Source organism: Helicobacter sp. 23-1048 (assembly GCF_053654545.1).
Window position 1 is genome coordinate 1294825 of record NZ_JBSIUT010000001.1, and the last position, 15977, is coordinate 1310801.

General features: G+C 38.6%; 16 protein-coding genes. 12 read left to right on the forward strand and 4 right to left on the reverse strand.

Annotation, left to right across the window (positions count from 1 at the left end):
• Nucleotides 1-49 precede the first annotated feature (49 nt).
• From ACWIWK_RS06520 to ACWIWK_RS06535, 4 genes are read right to left on the reverse strand one after another with little or no spacing between them, the layout of a single operon-like run.
• Complete coding sequence (locus ACWIWK_RS06520; RefSeq protein ID WP_454151916.1) at nucleotides 50-1120, reverse strand: hypothetical protein; 1071 nt, start codon at nucleotides 1118-1120, stop codon at nucleotides 50-52.
• A complete protein-coding gene (locus ACWIWK_RS06525; RefSeq protein WP_454151918.1) occupies nucleotides 1117-2361 on the reverse strand; it encodes a replication-associated recombination protein A in 1245 nt (414 codons plus the stop codon). The genes ACWIWK_RS06520 and ACWIWK_RS06525 overlap by 4 nt, the downstream gene beginning before the upstream one ends.
• Nucleotides 2362-2375: 14 nt before the next feature.
• Nucleotides 2376-2741 (reverse strand): heat shock protein transcriptional repressor HspR, encoded by a 366-nt coding sequence (locus ACWIWK_RS06530; RefSeq protein WP_454151920.1) that lies wholly within the window; start codon nucleotides 2739-2741, stop codon nucleotides 2376-2378.
• A 36-nt stretch (nucleotides 2742-2777) separates the two neighbouring features.
• Nucleotides 2778-3671, reverse strand: a complete 894-nt coding sequence (locus tag ACWIWK_RS06535; protein WP_454151922.1) for a DnaJ C-terminal domain-containing protein — start codon at nucleotides 3669-3671, stop codon at nucleotides 2778-2780.
• Nucleotides 3672-3996: 325 nt separating this feature from the next.
• On the opposite strand from ACWIWK_RS06535, the gene ACWIWK_RS06540 reads away from it, so the two are divergent.
• The 12 genes from ACWIWK_RS06540 to ACWIWK_RS06595 all read left to right on the forward strand — a co-directional run bounded on the left by ACWIWK_RS06540 (nucleotide 3997) and on the right by ACWIWK_RS06595 (nucleotide 15926).
• On the forward strand, nucleotides 3997-5526 hold the full coding sequence (locus ACWIWK_RS06540) for a CDP-glycerol glycerophosphotransferase family protein (protein ID WP_454151924.1): 1530 nt from the start codon (nucleotides 3997-3999) through the stop codon (nucleotides 5524-5526).
• Nucleotides 5526-8633 carry a YidC/Oxa1 family membrane protein insertase gene (locus tag ACWIWK_RS06545; protein ID WP_454151926.1) on the forward strand — a complete coding sequence of 1036 codons (3108 nt, stop codon included), beginning with the start codon at nucleotides 5526-5528 and terminating at the stop codon, nucleotides 8631-8633. Before ACWIWK_RS06540 ends, ACWIWK_RS06545 begins: the two co-directional genes overlap by 1 nt.
• A 49-nt stretch (nucleotides 8634-8682) precedes the next feature.
• Nucleotides 8683-9492: a class I SAM-dependent methyltransferase gene (locus tag ACWIWK_RS06550; RefSeq protein WP_454151928.1), complete on the forward strand. Its 810-nt coding sequence runs from the start codon at nucleotides 8683-8685 to the stop codon at nucleotides 9490-9492.
• 181 nt (nucleotides 9493-9673) lie between these two features.
• The gene (gene aepX, locus ACWIWK_RS06555; protein ID WP_454152043.1) at nucleotides 9674-10969 is read left to right on the forward strand and encodes a phosphoenolpyruvate mutase; all 1296 of its coding nucleotides are present in this window, start codon (nucleotides 9674-9676) and stop codon (nucleotides 10967-10969) included.
• Nucleotides 10970-11123: 154 nt separating this feature from the next.
• The gene (locus tag ACWIWK_RS06560; protein ID WP_454151930.1) at nucleotides 11124-11276 is read left to right on the forward strand and encodes a hypothetical protein; all 153 of its coding nucleotides are present in this window, start codon (nucleotides 11124-11126) and stop codon (nucleotides 11274-11276) included.
• 4 nt (nucleotides 11277-11280) lie between these two features.
• Complete coding sequence (locus ACWIWK_RS06565) at nucleotides 11281-12024, forward strand: TylF/MycF/NovP-related O-methyltransferase (protein WP_454151932.1); 744 nt, start codon at nucleotides 11281-11283, stop codon at nucleotides 12022-12024.
• Between the two features lie 20 nt (nucleotides 12025-12044).
• Complete coding sequence (locus ACWIWK_RS06570) at nucleotides 12045-13547, forward strand: thiamine pyrophosphate-dependent enzyme (RefSeq protein WP_454151934.1); 1503 nt, start codon at nucleotides 12045-12047, stop codon at nucleotides 13545-13547.
• A 15-nt stretch (nucleotides 13548-13562) separates the two neighbouring features.
• Nucleotides 13563-14618 carry a phosphonoacetaldehyde reductase gene (locus ACWIWK_RS06575; RefSeq protein ID WP_454151936.1) on the forward strand — a complete coding sequence of 352 codons (1056 nt, stop codon included), beginning with the start codon at nucleotides 13563-13565 and terminating at the stop codon, nucleotides 14616-14618.
• Nucleotides 14619-14670: 52 nt separating this feature from the next.
• Nucleotides 14671-14829: a hypothetical protein gene (locus ACWIWK_RS06580; protein WP_454151938.1), complete on the forward strand. Its 159-nt coding sequence runs from the start codon at nucleotides 14671-14673 to the stop codon at nucleotides 14827-14829.
• 185 nt (nucleotides 14830-15014) lie between these two features.
• Nucleotides 15015-15347, forward strand: coding sequence for a hypothetical protein (locus ACWIWK_RS06585; RefSeq protein WP_454151940.1), 333 nt, complete (start codon nucleotides 15015-15017; stop codon nucleotides 15345-15347).
• On the forward strand, nucleotides 15337-15543 hold the full coding sequence (locus tag ACWIWK_RS06590; protein ID WP_454151942.1) for an EamA family transporter: 207 nt from the start codon (nucleotides 15337-15339) through the stop codon (nucleotides 15541-15543). The genes ACWIWK_RS06585 and ACWIWK_RS06590 overlap by 11 nt, the downstream gene beginning before the upstream one ends.
• 179 nt (nucleotides 15544-15722) lie before the next feature.
• Nucleotides 15723-15926: a hypothetical protein gene (locus ACWIWK_RS06595; RefSeq protein ID WP_454151944.1), complete on the forward strand. Its 204-nt coding sequence runs from the start codon at nucleotides 15723-15725 to the stop codon at nucleotides 15924-15926.
• Nucleotides 15927-15977 lie beyond the last annotated feature (51 nt).

Sequence of the window (15977 nt, forward strand, 5' to 3'; positions counted from 1 at the left end):
GTAAATTCCTAATCATAGCAAAAAGCGCGTAAGATTCTCAAATTTTACCCTATTTAATTTTTCTTTCTACGATTTCAAATGGTGCTTCGCGTAACATTTGTGCATAAGAAAACACCACGCCAATCATTATATTATTCCCACTTACGCGCATATTTTTGCCTTGCAAGGCATAAAGTTTAGCAAAAGGAGCGATTTTAAGTTTTTTATAGAGATTAAGATTGTAGCGCACTTCAGTTTCTAAGTAATACTTTGGATTATATTCACTCTGCGTTGTATTGTGCAAATAATCACGAAAATTAAGCATAAAGGTTAAATTTGTGGTATTTCTTAGTCGTTTATCAAGGCTTAGTCCAATCTCATACCCAAAACTTTGTGTTGCAATATTTGGGTTAAAGTCTTTCTCGCCAAAGGCAGTAAGCATAAAGTCCTTTAGCACAATCCCGCTAAAAAGTTTCAATCCCGCATTGATACGCACGATTTGTCGCCTGCCTAACTCACTTGTCGATGGCACAAATTCTGTTTGATAAGAAAGCCTACTATATGGACCAAATTCAAAATGCCACTTTGGCACGCCAAACGCCTCATTAATCTCCCATAGTCTTTGTGTATAATCCGAGCTTAGTAAGATTCTATCAATCGTTTTGTTATCAATGGTTTTAGAATCTTTTGGGAAAATAACCGTGCGTCCATACTCAGCAAGGAGTGAATTAAACACCACAAAGTTGCGCGTATAATAATCTGCATTTAAACTCAATATACCTTGTGCGACAATTTGAGAATCTCCTTGCAAGCGCGTATCCGCAGAAATCGCATACAAATCTTGGTTTTGCAAAGTAGTAGAAGAGAAATTTATTGACATTTGCTTTAAATCAATTTGCCAACCAATTTTTTGCTCCTTATAGACAATCTCCACTTCCTCTTGCTTTGGTTGCTGGACTTGTGCTTGTATGGGTTGTTGCTCTTTTGACTGCTCTGGTGTTACTTGCTCGTTATTTGGTTGCTCTTGTTTTGGTTGTTCTTGTTGGTTTTGGGTGGGTTGCTCGCCCTCACCTTGCGCACAAGTGATAAGTAATCCACCTATGACACACACTCGCAATACATTCCATAGCAAAGTTTTCATTTTTGTCCTGTGTTATGAATTTTCTCTAACCACTCATTAAGTGTTTTTTCAAAGCCCTTGTTTGTAGATTCTACAAGATGTAAATCTTTAGCAAGATAGCTTTGCTCTACCCAACCACCAAAATCGTGGGGATAAAGATACTCTTTTGCGTGGGGTAAAATATTTGGTGCGATAGGAATTATCTCACCAGATTCTATCATATCTAATGCTGTATTTATCGCCTTATATGCAGTATTTGATTTTGGAGAACTTGCGAGGTAAATCACACATTGAGAAAGGATTATCCGCGCCTCTGGATAGCCTATTTTACTTACTGCAAGCATTGTGGAAGTGGCTATATTAAGCGCATTTGGATTGGCATTGCCAATGTCTTCGCTCGCCAAAATTACTAATCGCCTAGCAAGAAACTCCGCATCTTCACCTCCAGCAATAAGGCGCGCGAGATAATACACACTTGCATTGACATCACTACCACGAATAGACTTAATAAGCGCGGAAGCAAGATTGTAATGCGTATCTTGCTCGCTTGTCCCATCGTGCAGAGCATACGGACGCAGGGATTTTATAGAATCTATGTTAATTACTTGCGTGAAAGATAAGGCTTGCAAGGTATTTAACATAGCGCGGGCATCGCCTGCGCTCGTTGTGATAAGATACTCGCAAGCTTCTTTATCAATGCACTTTGTGGAATCTCTACTTTGTTCTGCGCTCAATTCCACAAACCCCAAAGATTGCAACGCTGTGTGTAAAATACGCTCCATTTGTGTGTAATCAAGTGGTTTAAACTCAAATAAAAAGCAACGCGAACGAATGGCGTTTGTGAGAGTGAAAAATGGATTATTTGTGCTTGCGCCTAAAATTAAACTTCTACCCTCCTCCATTATAGGCAACAAATATTCTTGCTGTGGTTTGCTTAAGCGATGAATTTCATCGATAAACACCACGCATTTAAGCAATGAATTTTCATATTGTGTAAGAAACTTTTTTAACTCTTCGAGTTTGAAATTTGTCGCATTAAAAAATCCAATTTCACGCCTTAAACTCTTAGCTATAATGCGTGCTATCGTAGTCTTGCCACTTCCCGGAGGACCGAAAAATATGCAATGTGGCGGAGCAAAACTCTCATCACTTAGGGCAGATTGTATGCTTTTACGCAATGGAGTATCTGCCCCAATGATATGCTCCTGCCCTACAAAATCATCAAAAGTGCTCGGACGCAAAAGTGTAGTAAGATTTTGCATTGTATGTGTCGCGTCTATTTTTTAAACAAGATAATTTCATAAGAGCTTTGCTTAATGTTAATCGCTTTGGAATCTTGTGCCTTTGGGCTTTTAGCAAGCTCATCTTTAAACTCATCAATGATAGAATCTAGCTCATCAAGTCGCTCTTTTAAACGCAAAATAATATCTACGCCTGCGAGATTCACACCTAAATCACGCGTTAAGCGCAAAATTGTCTTAATCTTATCAATATCGCGTTGCGAATACAGGCGCATTTTGCCCTCTGTCCTACCCGGCTCGATAAGCCCCTCTTTTTCATATTGACGCAAAGTCTGTGGGTGAATCTCTAAAATTTTTGCCACCACACTAATCAAATACACAGGTTCATCATAACTATACATTTGCTCTCCTTAAGTTTATTGCTAACTCTGCTTTATTTATGGTAATTCACTTTGAAGCAAATCGACTAATTCCTTGCTTAAATTTTCCACTTTAGGCAAGACAACCTTTAAACACACATACAAATCCCCTGTATTTTGTGTTTTGCGATTTTTTAATCCCAACTCCTTAATACGCATTTTTTGCCCATTTTTTGTGTTTGGTGGGATTGTAAGTGTAACTTCTTTTTGCAATGTCTTAACTTTGAGTTTCCCTCCAAAAAGCGCAATCTTTAATGGCACTTCAATATCTTTTAGCAAATCATCGCCACTAATTTCATATTCATCGCTTGAAGCGACATTAACTTTCAACAACAAATCGCCCACGCTAGACTTTGAAGTCAATCCCTTTTCTTTTAATCGTATCGTTTCGCCATCACGGATTCCAAGCGGAATTTTGATATTGAAGTCCTTACCATTTCGCGCATAGTGATAACTCCCGCCCACAATCGCACTCTCAAAGGGAATGGTAATAGAATCACTAATATCCAAATCAGGCTCTTCAAAGCCACTTGCCCCACTAAAACCTCCAAAACCACCAAATCCAGCACTCCCAAAATGAAAGTTTTGACTTTTGCCCGCACCAAAGCCACCTTGACCAAAAATATGCGACAAAATATCATCGAGATTCACACCTCCGCCTTGCGCACGGGAAAAATCGTGGAAACTCTGTCCGCCAAACATAGAATCACCAAACCTATCATACTGCGCTTTTTTTTGCGCATCGCTTAACACCTCATACGCAGCGTTAATCTCTTTGAATTTTTCCTCTGCTCCAGCGGATTTGTTAATATCTGGGTGATACTTTCGCGCAAGTTTGCGATAAGATTTTTTGATTTCTTCCGCGCTCGCGCTTTCTGGGACTTCTAATGTCTCATATAAACTCTTTGCCATACGCTCTCCTGCTATATTTTCTGTAATTTTATATTGTTTTAAATTTAGCGTGATTATATCATAAAAGTTTAGTATTATATAATCAAGTTTAAATATCGTTTGTGTAGAAAAGTTTTAAAAATTTTAGATTCTATACAAAGAGTTTTGCTTAAGTGTTGTGTGGATAAGACAGGACACTATCACTTAAAAAAACATAATAAAAATGTGGAGATTTTTGAAAAATTATGGGTTAATTTTGGTAGAATGTCAGCTTTCATTCACTAATTTTTTAAACATTATCTAAGGAGTTAAAGAATAAAAAAATTACTTGGAGGAAAATTTGTTAATGTCGCTAAAATCTTATAGTAGAGCATTGTTCGCTCTTTTTGTGCTCTCATCTCTCTCTCCTAGTGTGTGCTTAGCGTATTTAGACCCTGGCACAGGTTCTTTGCTTTTAAGCTCTATTGTAGCGATTTTTGCCTCTGTTGTTTATTTTTTTAAAAATTTATTTTATAAAATCACTAGCCTTTCGCCTAAATCTTTGAAATTCTCTTACGCAATCAAGGGGGGGGGGGGAAACGCCCATAATTTAGGCAAATCTACCCAAAATTTAGATTCACACCAAAATCCTAACTCTATCACCTTTTATTGCGAGGGCAAACAATATTATGGTTCGTTTAAGCCCATTTTAGACACGCTTGATATTCTCAAACACCCATATACTTATCTCACCAGCGATGAAAACGACCCCGCATTGAAGCGCGAATCTAACAATTTTAGCATTAAAGAATTTATCGGCACGGGCAACAAAGCCTACACGCGCCTAAATATGCTAAAAGCAGACATTTGCATTATGACTACGCCTAGTCTTGAAGTTTTGCAGATTAAACGCAGTCGCTTTGTGAAGCATTATTGCCATATCACCCATTCTTTGCTACCTATGACTTATCGTGCGTTTGCGTTAGATTATTTTGACTCTGTGCTAGTGGCAAATGAGATTCAAAAGGACTTTGTGCGCGAAGTTGAAAGGGCACATAATGTCAAAGTTAAATATATCGCTGTCGTAGGTTCGACATATTTAGATGAATTAGCAAATTTGCGTGAATCTATCAAAGAAAAAGCGCACAAAAAAGACAAACCTACCATTTTAGTCTCGCCATCTTGGGGTAAAGAAACGCTACTTAGCAAATATGGTATGCGCCTTTTAGAGCCACTTGCAAAATCCCCATATCACATTATCATTCGTCCTCACCCACAAAGCCTAGTGGGTGAAACTGAAAGCGCAAATATCAAACACCTCCAAGACGCACTCTCAAATTACAGCAATGTCGAATGGGACATCGGCACACCAAATGTCATTGCATTCGCAAAAGCAGATTTGATGATTAGTGATTTTTCAAGTGTGATTTTTGATTTTGTGTGTTTGGAGGGTAAGCCTGTGATTACGCTAGATTTTACCTTTGATAGCGCGGGATATGATTTGGCAGATATTTATGACAATATAGGCGAATTTTGGACTTTTAAGGCATTAAAGCAAATCGGTGGTAAGATAAATGAAAATGATTTTGCAAATATTGGTAAAATAATCGAATCCGCGCTTAAATCTAGCACAAACATAGATTCGCTAAATACTATCAAAAGCACTCTTTGGCAATATCCGCATAATTCTGGTAAAAAAGCAACGCTTGAGATTTTAAAGATTGAAAAATCTTTGCTTGAATCGCAACTAAATAAAAGCATTTTAAATCATTTGGATTTGACTAAAAACGCCATTGCAAATCTTAAATCACGCGAATCACACGGCGAATCACACAAAGATTCACATAAATCAAACAGCGATTCAAAACCCCATTCCGCGCCCAAAAAGGATTCATAATGTTAATTGACATTTTATATTACACATTTATTTTTCCATTACAATCTGTGCTAGGATTCGCGCTAGATTTACTGCATTCACTCACACACAACTACGGATTAAGCATAATTCTTTTAAGCCTTTTAGTCAATCTCTTTTTACTTAAACTCGCCAAAATCGCCGAATCCAAAGCCACAAAAATAAACGCCCTAAAATCAGTGTGCGATAAAAAAATCGCTGAATTTAAGCGCGTATTTAAGGGCGCGGAGTTACAAAGCTATATTCGCACTCTTTACCGCCAAAAGCATTATCACCCTATTTTTGCGCTATCTGCGCTTGGCGGATTAGCATTGCAAGTGCCGTTTTTTATCGCGGTGCTGTGTTTGCTACAAGAATTTGATGGGATTAAGGGCGTTTCGTTTCTTTGGATTGCTGATTTATCATTACCTGATTTAGTGTTTGGTGTGCATTTGCTCCCAATTTTAATGACAATTATTTCGCTTGTAAATGTGTGGATTGTGGCAAAGGATAAAGGCGCAAGGATTCAAGGCGCGTTAATTTCGCTTATCTTTTTGGTGCTACTTTATCAAATGCCTAGTGCGTTAGTGCTTTATTGGAGCACAAATATGGGATTTTCTTTGATTCGTGCAATTTGGGGCAAAGTTGAAGCAATAAAAAATCCCTGTCATACTGAGCGAAGCGAAGTATCTCAAACAAAAATTAAAAATAAAGATATTTCACCTACGGCTCAATATAACAAAGATTTAGATTCTTCGCTCACTGCGTCCGACCAAAACAACAAATGGGGGTTTTTTATCCATCACAAACCTTTTAAAATCGCCATCATTGCATTAAGTAGCATTTTGGCTATCGGGCTTTGCCTAACTTTCGCACTAATGCTTTATAGTAAAAACAATGTGCAAACAGCTGAACTAACTTTAAAAGACACTGGAATCGCAAAAATTCATTTCTCAAAATGGGATTTTTTATTGCGCTCAAAAAGTATTGCAAAAATTATAGCAGTTAATGTGGAGTGGGATAAGAATATAGATACAAGCAATATAAAAGTCTTTAGTGTTGCGAATCGTTATGTGCAATTTGGTGGCATCAAAAGTGTTGTGAAAAAAGGAGATTATATGGGACAAATTCTGTATAAAGCAGATTTTACACCTCTATTAAAAAATATTTTTGTATATTATTTCACTATTTTAGGCACAATACTTGGAGTTTATCTTCTACTTTGTGCAATTGCAAAATTTCAAACATATAGCAAATCAAATGCGTTAATCTATCGTGCTATCTCCATTTACGCCACCCTTTGCATTGCATTTTTGATTTGCGTTTTTGCGCCTTATCAGCTGTATAGCACGGATATTACGCAGTTTGATTCATCGCAGACGATTGCCACGCTATCTGCGCTATTTGGGGCATTTTTACTAATTAGCTTTATTGTGATTTACGCGCTTTCATTTGTGCCAAAGCGATTTAGCAATATCATCGCATTTGTTTTAAGCGTGATTTTATTTAGCGGGATTGTGTATAGCTTTATTTTGGTGGGCGATTATGGGGCGATGGATGGGTTTGTATTTAAACAATCATTTGAAAACTCTCAGTCAAAGACAAATCAAATTATAGAATTTAGCGTTGTTATGATACTTGGTGTGACAATAGCCATTTTTGCACTCAAAAAACTTTTTTATGTGTGGCAAATAGTCTTAATGTCTTTATTTATCCTTAGTGGGATAAATATTTACGATATTATCTCAAAAAGATTAAATGTTGCAACAGAAATACAAAAACACCAAAATAATACTAAATCAAAAGTGCCTTATGAAGATGAATTACTGTCTTATTCTAAAACAGATAAAAATATCGTAGTCTTTATGTTTGATGCCTTTAGTGGCTCGCACACACCATATATTTTGGAGCAATTCCCTGAATTTAAAGAACAACTTGATGGTTTTACACTCTTTGATAATACAGTTTCTACTTCAAGCGGAACAGTGCATAGCATTTCTACGCTTATTGCTGGTGAATATGCAACCGCATATAATATGAATAAAAGAAATGAAGTGTTAGCAAAGCAAATAAAAAATGCCTTTGAAAGCATTGCTTTAAATTTTGTTAATAGTGGATATCAGGTTGGACTTGTTACACTTATAAACCAAACAGGGGCAGATAATAAACTATCTAATCCACAATTTATTTCCCTGGACGACAATTTTGAGTATATAACCACACCGTATCTTGACTATGAAAAAGAAAACTTAAAAGAATCTAAAATACCTTATGGAATTAACAAGTTTCTTGGCTTTGGATTGTTTAAATTTGTTCCTAGGAACATTAAACAAAAAATTTATAGAAATGGACTTTGGTTATCGACAAGCAATCAAGTAAATTATCAATCTATAATTGGACACAGCTCCACTGCTTATGTTTATACACATTTTGGTAATACCAATGCTCAAAAACCCACTTTTAAATTTTTACATTCTTTAATTACACATACACCTTTGGGAATGTATTTTAAAAATAATAAATGTCATTTTTTCGATAAGAATACAGCCCTAGATGAAAATCCAAATATACAAGAAAAAGATTTTCTTAATACCCTCTATCAAAATGACGAGGGTATAAGAAAAGCTTATTATCAACATTATGATACCGAAGCTTGTGCCATTAAATATTTAACCGACTATATTTCAATGCTAAAACAAATGGGAATTTATGACAATACACAAATTTTTGTCATAAGCGACCACGCTGGAGAAGACAGCATTAATATTCCTATAGATAGCAATCCTGACACATTGTTTTTATTTAAAGATTTTGGGACTCGTGGAACGGTGAAAATCGATAATCGCCTTATGGCAAATTATGATATTGCAAGTATTTTTTGTGAAAACTTGCCAAATGGTTGTCCAAATGTGCCACCAAATATTCTCAAAAACTATCCACAAAATCGTGAGGTTATCCATTTAAAAATACCTTTTTTTCTACTTAAACAAAATTTACCACATCAATGGATAATACAAAAAGCCTATAAAGTGCGTGGCAATATCTATGATGAGAAAAATTGGACTGACATAAGCGATGAATCTTATGGAATCGTAAATATAAAAGAGTAAAAAATAACTAAATGGGATATAATACAAATATCAATAAAAGGACAAGAATATGGACAAAAGGTATTGGAGCAAATTTTATGCAAAACATAAAGTAGGTGAGAAGCCGTCATTATTCGCAGAGTTTGTATGGGAGAATTACCTATCCACACGCAAAGATTTGCACCTACTTGAGCTAGGCTGCGGCAATGGACGAGACGCGCTATATTTTGCCAAACAAGGCATACAAACCACTGCCATAGACCAAGTCCAAGAGGAAATAAACTATCTTGCTACACATTGTGCCACTACGAGAAATGGCGTAACAAATCCGCGTTTTATTGCAGGAGATTTTACCAACCTTGATGAAATTTTTAAAAATTTAACCTCTCTCTCGAGTAACACTCAAAGCAGAGGCATTGTATTTGATTGTATCTATTCACGCTTCACCTTGCATTCTATCACGCATACTCAGCAAGAGAGTCTCCTCTCTCAGATTCCAAACTTTATCGCACCAAAAGGGATTCTCGCCATAGAAGCGCGTGGCAAGAAAAACTCACTCTACAAGCAAGGAGAGCCCGTAGAAAACGAGGCAAATGCCTTTATCCACGACAATCATTATCGCAGGTTTGTAGATTTTGACAATCTTTGCGAGATAGTAGAATCTCAACTAAACCTTGAAATTCACTTTGCTAAAGAAGACAGGGGCTTTGCGCCATTTAATGGCGAAGATGATTACTTTTTCCGCATAGTTGGCATCACACGCCACGAGAGAGAGAGAGAGAGAGAGAGAGAGAGAGTAGAACGCGCTAGGGCGTTTATAGTTTTTGTTGCCTTTATCAAGCTAGATTCTAGCGACAAAGGGGTTTCTTATGTCGCGTGAATCTAGCAAAAATAATAAAAATATAACACTTAATAAGAAAAATGATAGGCGAAGTATTTCGGCGATAAAATCGGGGTTTTGCGAAACGAGTAACGAAGATAGGACAGGTAGTCCATCAAGGAAGCGAGTTGAAGTAATCTCCGATTTTAGCCCGAAAGACAAGCCTAGCGTATATGTCGCAATGAGTGCGGATTTAATCCACCCCGGACACATCAATATCCTAAAAATCGCCAGAGATTACGCCACCAAAATAGATGGCGAAGTAGTCGTGGGGCTTCTCACCGACAAGGCAATCGCCTCTTACAAACGCCTACCCTATATGAACTACGACCAGCGTAAAGCTGTGCTTGAATCTATCGCACTAATTGACAGAGTAATCCCGCAAGACACGCTAAGCTATGAGGGCAATATCCGTGCGTTACGACCCGCATTTGTCATTCACGGCGATGATTGGCAAAGTGGCGCACAGGCAAAAACCCGCCAAAATGTGATAGATACGCTAAATGAGCTAGGTTGCGGGGAGCTAGTTGAGCCACATTACACACAGGGCATTAGCTCCACGCAGCTAAACGAAAATGCCCGTGCCATAGGCATTAGCACCAATGCTAGATTATCGCTACTGCGCCGTCTCATCAATGCCAAAACGCCATTGCGCTTTATCGAAACGCATTCGGCGATTTCAGCACTCATCGCGCAAAATGCCTTTGTGAATCAAAATGGCACAAAAATCGAATTTGATGGCTTTTGGAGTAGTTCGCTCACAGATTCGACTTCGCGCGGGAAGCCAGATATAGAGGCAGTGGAGCTACAAAGTCGCCTAAATACGATAAATGAGATTTTTGAGGTAACCTCAAAGCCCCTTATTTATGATGCCGATACGGGCGGAAAAGTGGAGCATTTTGCCTTTGCGGTGCGGAGTTTGGAACGCACGGGGGTGAGCGCGTGTATCATCGAGGATAAAACGGGCTTAAAGAAAAATTCGCTTTTAGGCAATGAAGTTGCGCAAACGCAGGATAATATAGAGGATTTTTGCGACAAGATTCGCGCGGGCAAAGACGCCCAAATCACGCAGGATTTTATGATTATCGCGCGGATTGAATCGCTGATTTTGGATAAAGGAATGGAGGACGCGCTAAATCGGGCGTTCGCCTATGTCGATGCGGGGGCTGACGGGATAATGATACACTCGCGCCACAAAAGCCCAAATGAGATTTTGGAATTTATCGCCAAATTTCGCGCCAAAAATAGCCTAACGCCTATCGTAGTCGTGCCGACAAGTTTCAATGAAATCACTGCGCGTGAGTTAGGCGAGGCTGGGGCAAATATCATCATCTATGCAAATCACTTGCTTCGGGCGAGTTTTGTAGCGATGAAACAAGTCGCACAGGGGATTTTGGAAAATGACAGAAGCGCGGAGGTAGAATCTCAATGTATGAGTGTCAAAGAGATTCTCTCGCTAATCCCGGGCACGATTTAGTGTGTGCTTGTATTTGCGATGATAAATCGCAAATACTTCTCGCACATTTTTTTGCAGTTGCGAGACTTACTTGCAAGTCGTGGCAATCTAGATTCTAGAATGCACACAAGCGAAAACTTGTAAAACTAAAAATTTAAAATGTAAAGGACATACTATGAGTAAAATCGTAATTTTTGGTGCAGGCAACTGCGGACGGCTAATCGCACAAAATCTAGCCCAAAAGGGTGAGCAAATTTTGTGCTTTATTGATAATGACCCATTAAAAGCAAATTCTAGTATAAAGCTAGATTCTAACGGGGGGGAATAGTGCTTTGAGTGCGCCATTAACCTTTCAAATCCACACAAGCGAAGCATTGCAAGACATAGATTTTGATTCTATTGTCATTGGCACTTTCACGGGATTTTATGAAATCCGCGCACAACTTGAAAAACTAGGCATAGCGCGGGACAGAATCGATGTAAGCTATATCGAGCTAAGTGTAATGGCAAGAGAAATATTTTTAGAAAATTTCGCCACAGAAATACACGCGCAAAATCTAGTAGGTAATGTCGCAGAGCTAGGCGTCTATCGTGGGGATTTTGCACGGCGCATAAATGAATGCTTTAAAGATAAAATCTTGTATTTATTTGACACATTTGAGGGTTTTGAAGACAAAGATTTATCTCAAAGCAAAGACGGCGCAATGGGCGCAAATTTAGGCAAAAAGCACTTTTCAAACACAAGCGTAGAACTCGTGCTAAGCAAAATGCCCTACCCAAAGCAATGCGTGGTAAAAAAGGGCTGGTTTCCACAAAGCGCAGAAAATGGCTTAGAAAATGAGCAATTTTGCTTTGTCAATCTTGACGCGGATTTATACGAGCCTATTTTGGCAGGGCTAAAATTTTTCTACCCCAAAATGGTGTGCGGTGGCGTGATACTAATCCACGAGTATTTTTCGGCTGGATATGTGGGTGTGAGAGAAGCGGTGAGCGAGTTTATGGGCGAATATGGCTTATCAAACACTCAAAAACTCCCCATAGGCGATAATTTAAGCATAGCGATAATAAAAAATTAAAATTTCAAAAAAGGGGCAAAATGCGGACAGAGGATTTTGGAGCGGAGCTACAAAGGCTAGGATTTAGCGATTTTGCAGGTGTGCCGTGTAGCTATCTTGCGCCACTGATAAATTGGGCGATAAATGAGAATGCCTTTATAATGGCAAATAATGAGGGAGAAGCAGTGGCGATTGCTAGTGGGATAAGCCTAGCCTGTGCGTTGCCTTTGAGCGATAAATCGGGGAGTGCTTCGGCTCACTCACTGCAACGCACGGCAAGTGCATCTCATTCGTTCGCCTCGCATAACCCCGATTTCTCATCTCAAATGCTACCGCACGAATCTGCTATTGTAAAAAATTCAAGCGATTTGTCATTGCGAGAATCGCGAAGCGATTCGTGGCAATCCACAAAAAACAATCGCAAGTATGGAGTCGTTTTAATGCAAAACAGCGGATTAAGCAATGCCTTATCCCCGCTTACAAGCCTAAATCACACTTTTAGCATTCCCATACTTGGCTTTGTATCCCTGCGTGGTGAGCCAAATGAGCAAGGGCAAAATACCGATGAGCCACAGCACGAATTATTAGGACGAATCACCGATAATCTTTTGCAAACTTGCGAAGTGGAATGTGCATTTTTGGATTCGCGATTAGAAGTGGCAAAACAGCAGTTAGCCCACGCAAAAGAGATTTTAGAATCCAATAAAAGTTTTTTCTTTATAGTCCGCAATAATTGCTTTGAAAAAGTCGCGCTGATAAATAATCCACTTGATTTAAATTTTAAAAACGCTGAATCTAATACGCACACCACTTCAAATACAAACGCCCAGCGCGGAAGTATTTTGCGATGGATTTGTGGGTTGTGCAGTTGTGAGCGAGGAAATAGAACTAATAGTTCATTGACGAAGCAAACAACAAATCTCCCACAAATACACGCAAAAGACAACGCGCCACCACACAATAAACCCACACGCTTACAAGCACTGCAAATTATCCAAAATCTAGGGCAAAATTGTGCCATACTCGCCACCACAGGCAAATGCGGACGCGAACTCTACGAACTAGGCGACACACCAAATCAGCTCTATATGGTAGGCTCTATGGGCTGTGTAAGCGCGTTAGGGCTAGGAATCGCGCTAAAATCGCACAAAAAAGTCATCGCCATTGATGGCGATAGTGCGCTTTTAATGCGACTTGGCACACTTGCTGGCAATGCGTATTATGCAAGGTGCGTAAACAAGGGCAATTTCTGCCATATCTTGCTAGATAATCAAAGCCACGATAGCACGGGAGGGCAGTTTAATATCTCGCCATTTGTGGATTTTGTCGCAGTGGCAAAATCCTGTGGTTACGAAGTGGCAAAAAAAGCGCAAAATTTAGATGAATTTAGCGCGATTTTAGTGGAGTTTTTGGACGCACAAAATGGCGGGGCGTATTTTATCTACCTTGATATTGCAAAGGGAAGCAAAAAGGATTTAGGACGCCCCAAAATCACACCAAAGCAAGTGGCACAGAGATTTAGTGCGTGGCTTAATGAATCGTAATTTCAAAGAGTGGCGATGAAATTTACTTATTACAATCCTGTGAAAATCCGCTTTGGCGTAGATTATTTAGAGGCGATTAAAAGCGTGGCGAATCGTTTGCAAGGTGCGCGATTTTTGCTCGTTACAAGCAAGGGATTTAGTAAAAGAGGGTTAAGCGATAAGATTGCAAACGCGCTAGGGACGCAACTTGTCGGCATTATAGATGAGATTACACCAAATCCGCAAGTTAAGCATTTGCAGGGGATAAAATCTACATTGGCAGAATTTGATGCGATTATCGCACTTGGTGGAGGGAGCGTAATTGATAGCGCGAAATTTTTAAGCGTGGATAGTGTGCTTGAAAATGGAAATTTTATAATCAAATCGCAACCTAAATATCTCTATGCTCTGCCGACTACTTCAGGCACTAGCTCCGAGCTCACGCACTGGGCGACTATCTGGGATAATGACGCCTTTATCAAGCATTCTTTGAGCGATGAGATTCTCTATCCAAAAAAGGCGATTTATGACCCGCGACTTACGCTAAGTCTGCCCCGTGAAACTACCATACACACGGTACTTGATGCGCTAAGCCATAGCTTTGAATCTATTTGGAATAATAACGCAAACCCCATATCCACGCATTACGCGTTAAATGCGATAGAGATTATCTTGCGTAATTTGGTGGATTTAAGCCACAATTTAGATTCGCTCCCCTTGCGAACTCATATAATGCAAGCGAGTATGTATGCAGGACTTGCTTTTAGCAATACCCAAACCGCTCTAGCCCACGCGCTAAGCTATCCGCTAACTATGCGCTTTGGCACTCCGCACGGGTTAGCGTGTAGTTTTAGCCTGCCTTTGCTTTTGGATTGCCTACCAAAAAATAGTGAGGCGGACGCGCTTTTATCGCCATTTAGGGAGCGACTTTTATGGCTTTTTGACACGCTAGAAATTTCTACAAATCCAAAAGATTATGGACTAGATTTGGCATTTATCGATGAAATCTTTGCTACACTAAACGCTAGAGCAAAAAACGGGATTTTTGATATAGCTCGAGTAAGAGATATGTTAAAAAGACAATCAAAATAAAAATTTAAACTTTTTTTGGTTATATTCCTTGATAATAGCCTTTTGGAAAAATATGACTTATATAGCAGAATCTCAACTAAACCTTGAAATTCACTTTGCTAAAGAAGACAAGGGCTTTGCGCCATTTAATGGCGAAGATGACTGCTTTTTCCGCATAGTTGGCATCACACGCCACGAGAGAGAGAGAGAGAGAGAGAGTAGAACGCGCTAGGGCGTTTGTAGTTTTTGTTGCCTTTATCAAGCTAGATTCTAGCGACAAAGGGGTTTCTTATGTCGCGTAAATCTAGCAAAAATAATAAAAATATAACACTTAATAAGAAAAATGATAGGCGAAGTATTTGTAATGATTTCTCACACAAAGACTGCAAGACATAAAGGCTAAATTAGCAGATTTTGATGGAATTTTTGTGCTTGGTTGGAGGGAGCGTGCTTGATAGTGCGAAATTTCTTGTTAGCAATTCCTCTCTTATAAATAGTTTGAGAGGCACAAAATCTAGCACACACAAAAATAATGTCGCGGAAACATCTTGTGATAAATTCACTAATAAACTTTGGTTTCATCTTGTTTTTGAGGTTGTAGAAAAATTCGAGCGAGGCAAGCCACACACCTATCCAAGTAAGAATCTTTCAAACTCCCGCAAATACTCATTAGAAAGTCCCACAATCACCATAAATTTATTTTTTGTCGCTCTTTTTTGCAAGTGTGCTCTGCTTCATAATGTGGAATAAAGCGACAAATCTAATCGGCGTTGTTCGCACAAATATCTATGTTTATCTCACGCCCGTATTAACCATAATTGCATCGATTGTAGTGTTAGATGAGAGACTTAGTCTTGTGGCTTGTTTGGGCGTGGCTTTGGTGATTTTGGGCGTGGTAATTTCTGAATACAAAAAATCTACACCCAAAAACAATCCACACCTATAAATCCCATAAATTTTTTGTCGATTTGTGAAAACTTGCATAGAAAGTGCAAACAAAAATATATTTCAATAAAAAATTTCGTTTAGGAATTGTAATATTATAAAAATTTTTGTATTTTTAAGCAAAATTTAAGGTTATAATAGCTTATAATATCGTTTTAGAATTATTTAAGGATTATTACAATGTTAGGCATAAAACAAAACAAATTAGAAAAATTTCACAAAGAAAGAAAGCAAATGCGAGAGCAGATACACGAAATTCATAATAAATTACAAGAAATGAATGGAAATGACACACAAAAGCTTAGCATCAAAGATATAAGTCCTGCTAAAATGGGCTCATCTGCTTTGGCAAGTGCTTGGGTCATAGGGATTTTATTCATATAGTGCTTACATATCTCACATAACAACAACTAAAGCAAGAATAGAGTTTGTATA

What these genes read in the sequence shown, in the direction of transcription:
- ACWIWK_RS06520 (WP_454151916.1), bottom strand. Translation starts at nt 1,120, where the DNA reads ATGAAAACTTTGCTATGGAATGTATTGCGAGTGTGTGTCATAGGTGGA.
- ACWIWK_RS06525 (WP_454151918.1), bottom strand. Translation starts at nt 2,361, where the DNA reads ATGCAAAATCTTACTACACTTTTGCGTCCGAGCACTTTTGATGATTTT.
- ACWIWK_RS06530 (WP_454151920.1), bottom strand. Translation starts at nt 2,741, where the DNA reads ATGTATAGTTATGATGAACCTGTGTATTTGATTAGTGTGGTGGCAAAA.
- ACWIWK_RS06535 (WP_454151922.1), bottom strand. Translation starts at nt 3,671, where the DNA reads ATGGCAAAGAGTTTATATGAGACATTAGAAGTCCCAGAAAGCGCGAGC.
- ACWIWK_RS06540 (WP_454151924.1), top strand. Translation starts at nt 3,997, where the DNA reads ATGTCGCTAAAATCTTATAGTAGAGCATTGTTCGCTCTTTTTGTGCTC.
- ACWIWK_RS06545 (WP_454151926.1), top strand. Translation starts at nt 5,526, where the DNA reads ATGTTAATTGACATTTTATATTACACATTTATTTTTCCATTACAATCT.
- ACWIWK_RS06550 (WP_454151928.1), top strand. Translation starts at nt 8,683, where the DNA reads ATGGACAAAAGGTATTGGAGCAAATTTTATGCAAAACATAAAGTAGGT.
- aepX (WP_454152043.1), top strand. Translation starts at nt 9,674, where the DNA reads ATGAGTGCGGATTTAATCCACCCCGGACACATCAATATCCTAAAAATC.
- ACWIWK_RS06560 (WP_454151930.1), top strand. Translation starts at nt 11,124, where the DNA reads ATGAGTAAAATCGTAATTTTTGGTGCAGGCAACTGCGGACGGCTAATC.
- ACWIWK_RS06570 (WP_454151934.1), top strand. Translation starts at nt 12,045, where the DNA reads ATGCGGACAGAGGATTTTGGAGCGGAGCTACAAAGGCTAGGATTTAGC.
- ACWIWK_RS06575 (WP_454151936.1), top strand. Translation starts at nt 13,563, where the DNA reads ATGAAATTTACTTATTACAATCCTGTGAAAATCCGCTTTGGCGTAGAT.
- ACWIWK_RS06580 (WP_454151938.1), top strand. Translation starts at nt 14,671, where the DNA reads ATGACTTATATAGCAGAATCTCAACTAAACCTTGAAATTCACTTTGCT.
- ACWIWK_RS06585 (WP_454151940.1), top strand. Translation starts at nt 15,015, where the DNA reads ATGGAATTTTTGTGCTTGGTTGGAGGGAGCGTGCTTGATAGTGCGAAA.
- ACWIWK_RS06590 (WP_454151942.1), top strand. Translation starts at nt 15,337, where the DNA reads ATGTGGAATAAAGCGACAAATCTAATCGGCGTTGTTCGCACAAATATC.
- ACWIWK_RS06595 (WP_454151944.1), top strand. Translation starts at nt 15,723, where the DNA reads ATGTTAGGCATAAAACAAAACAAATTAGAAAAATTTCACAAAGAAAGA.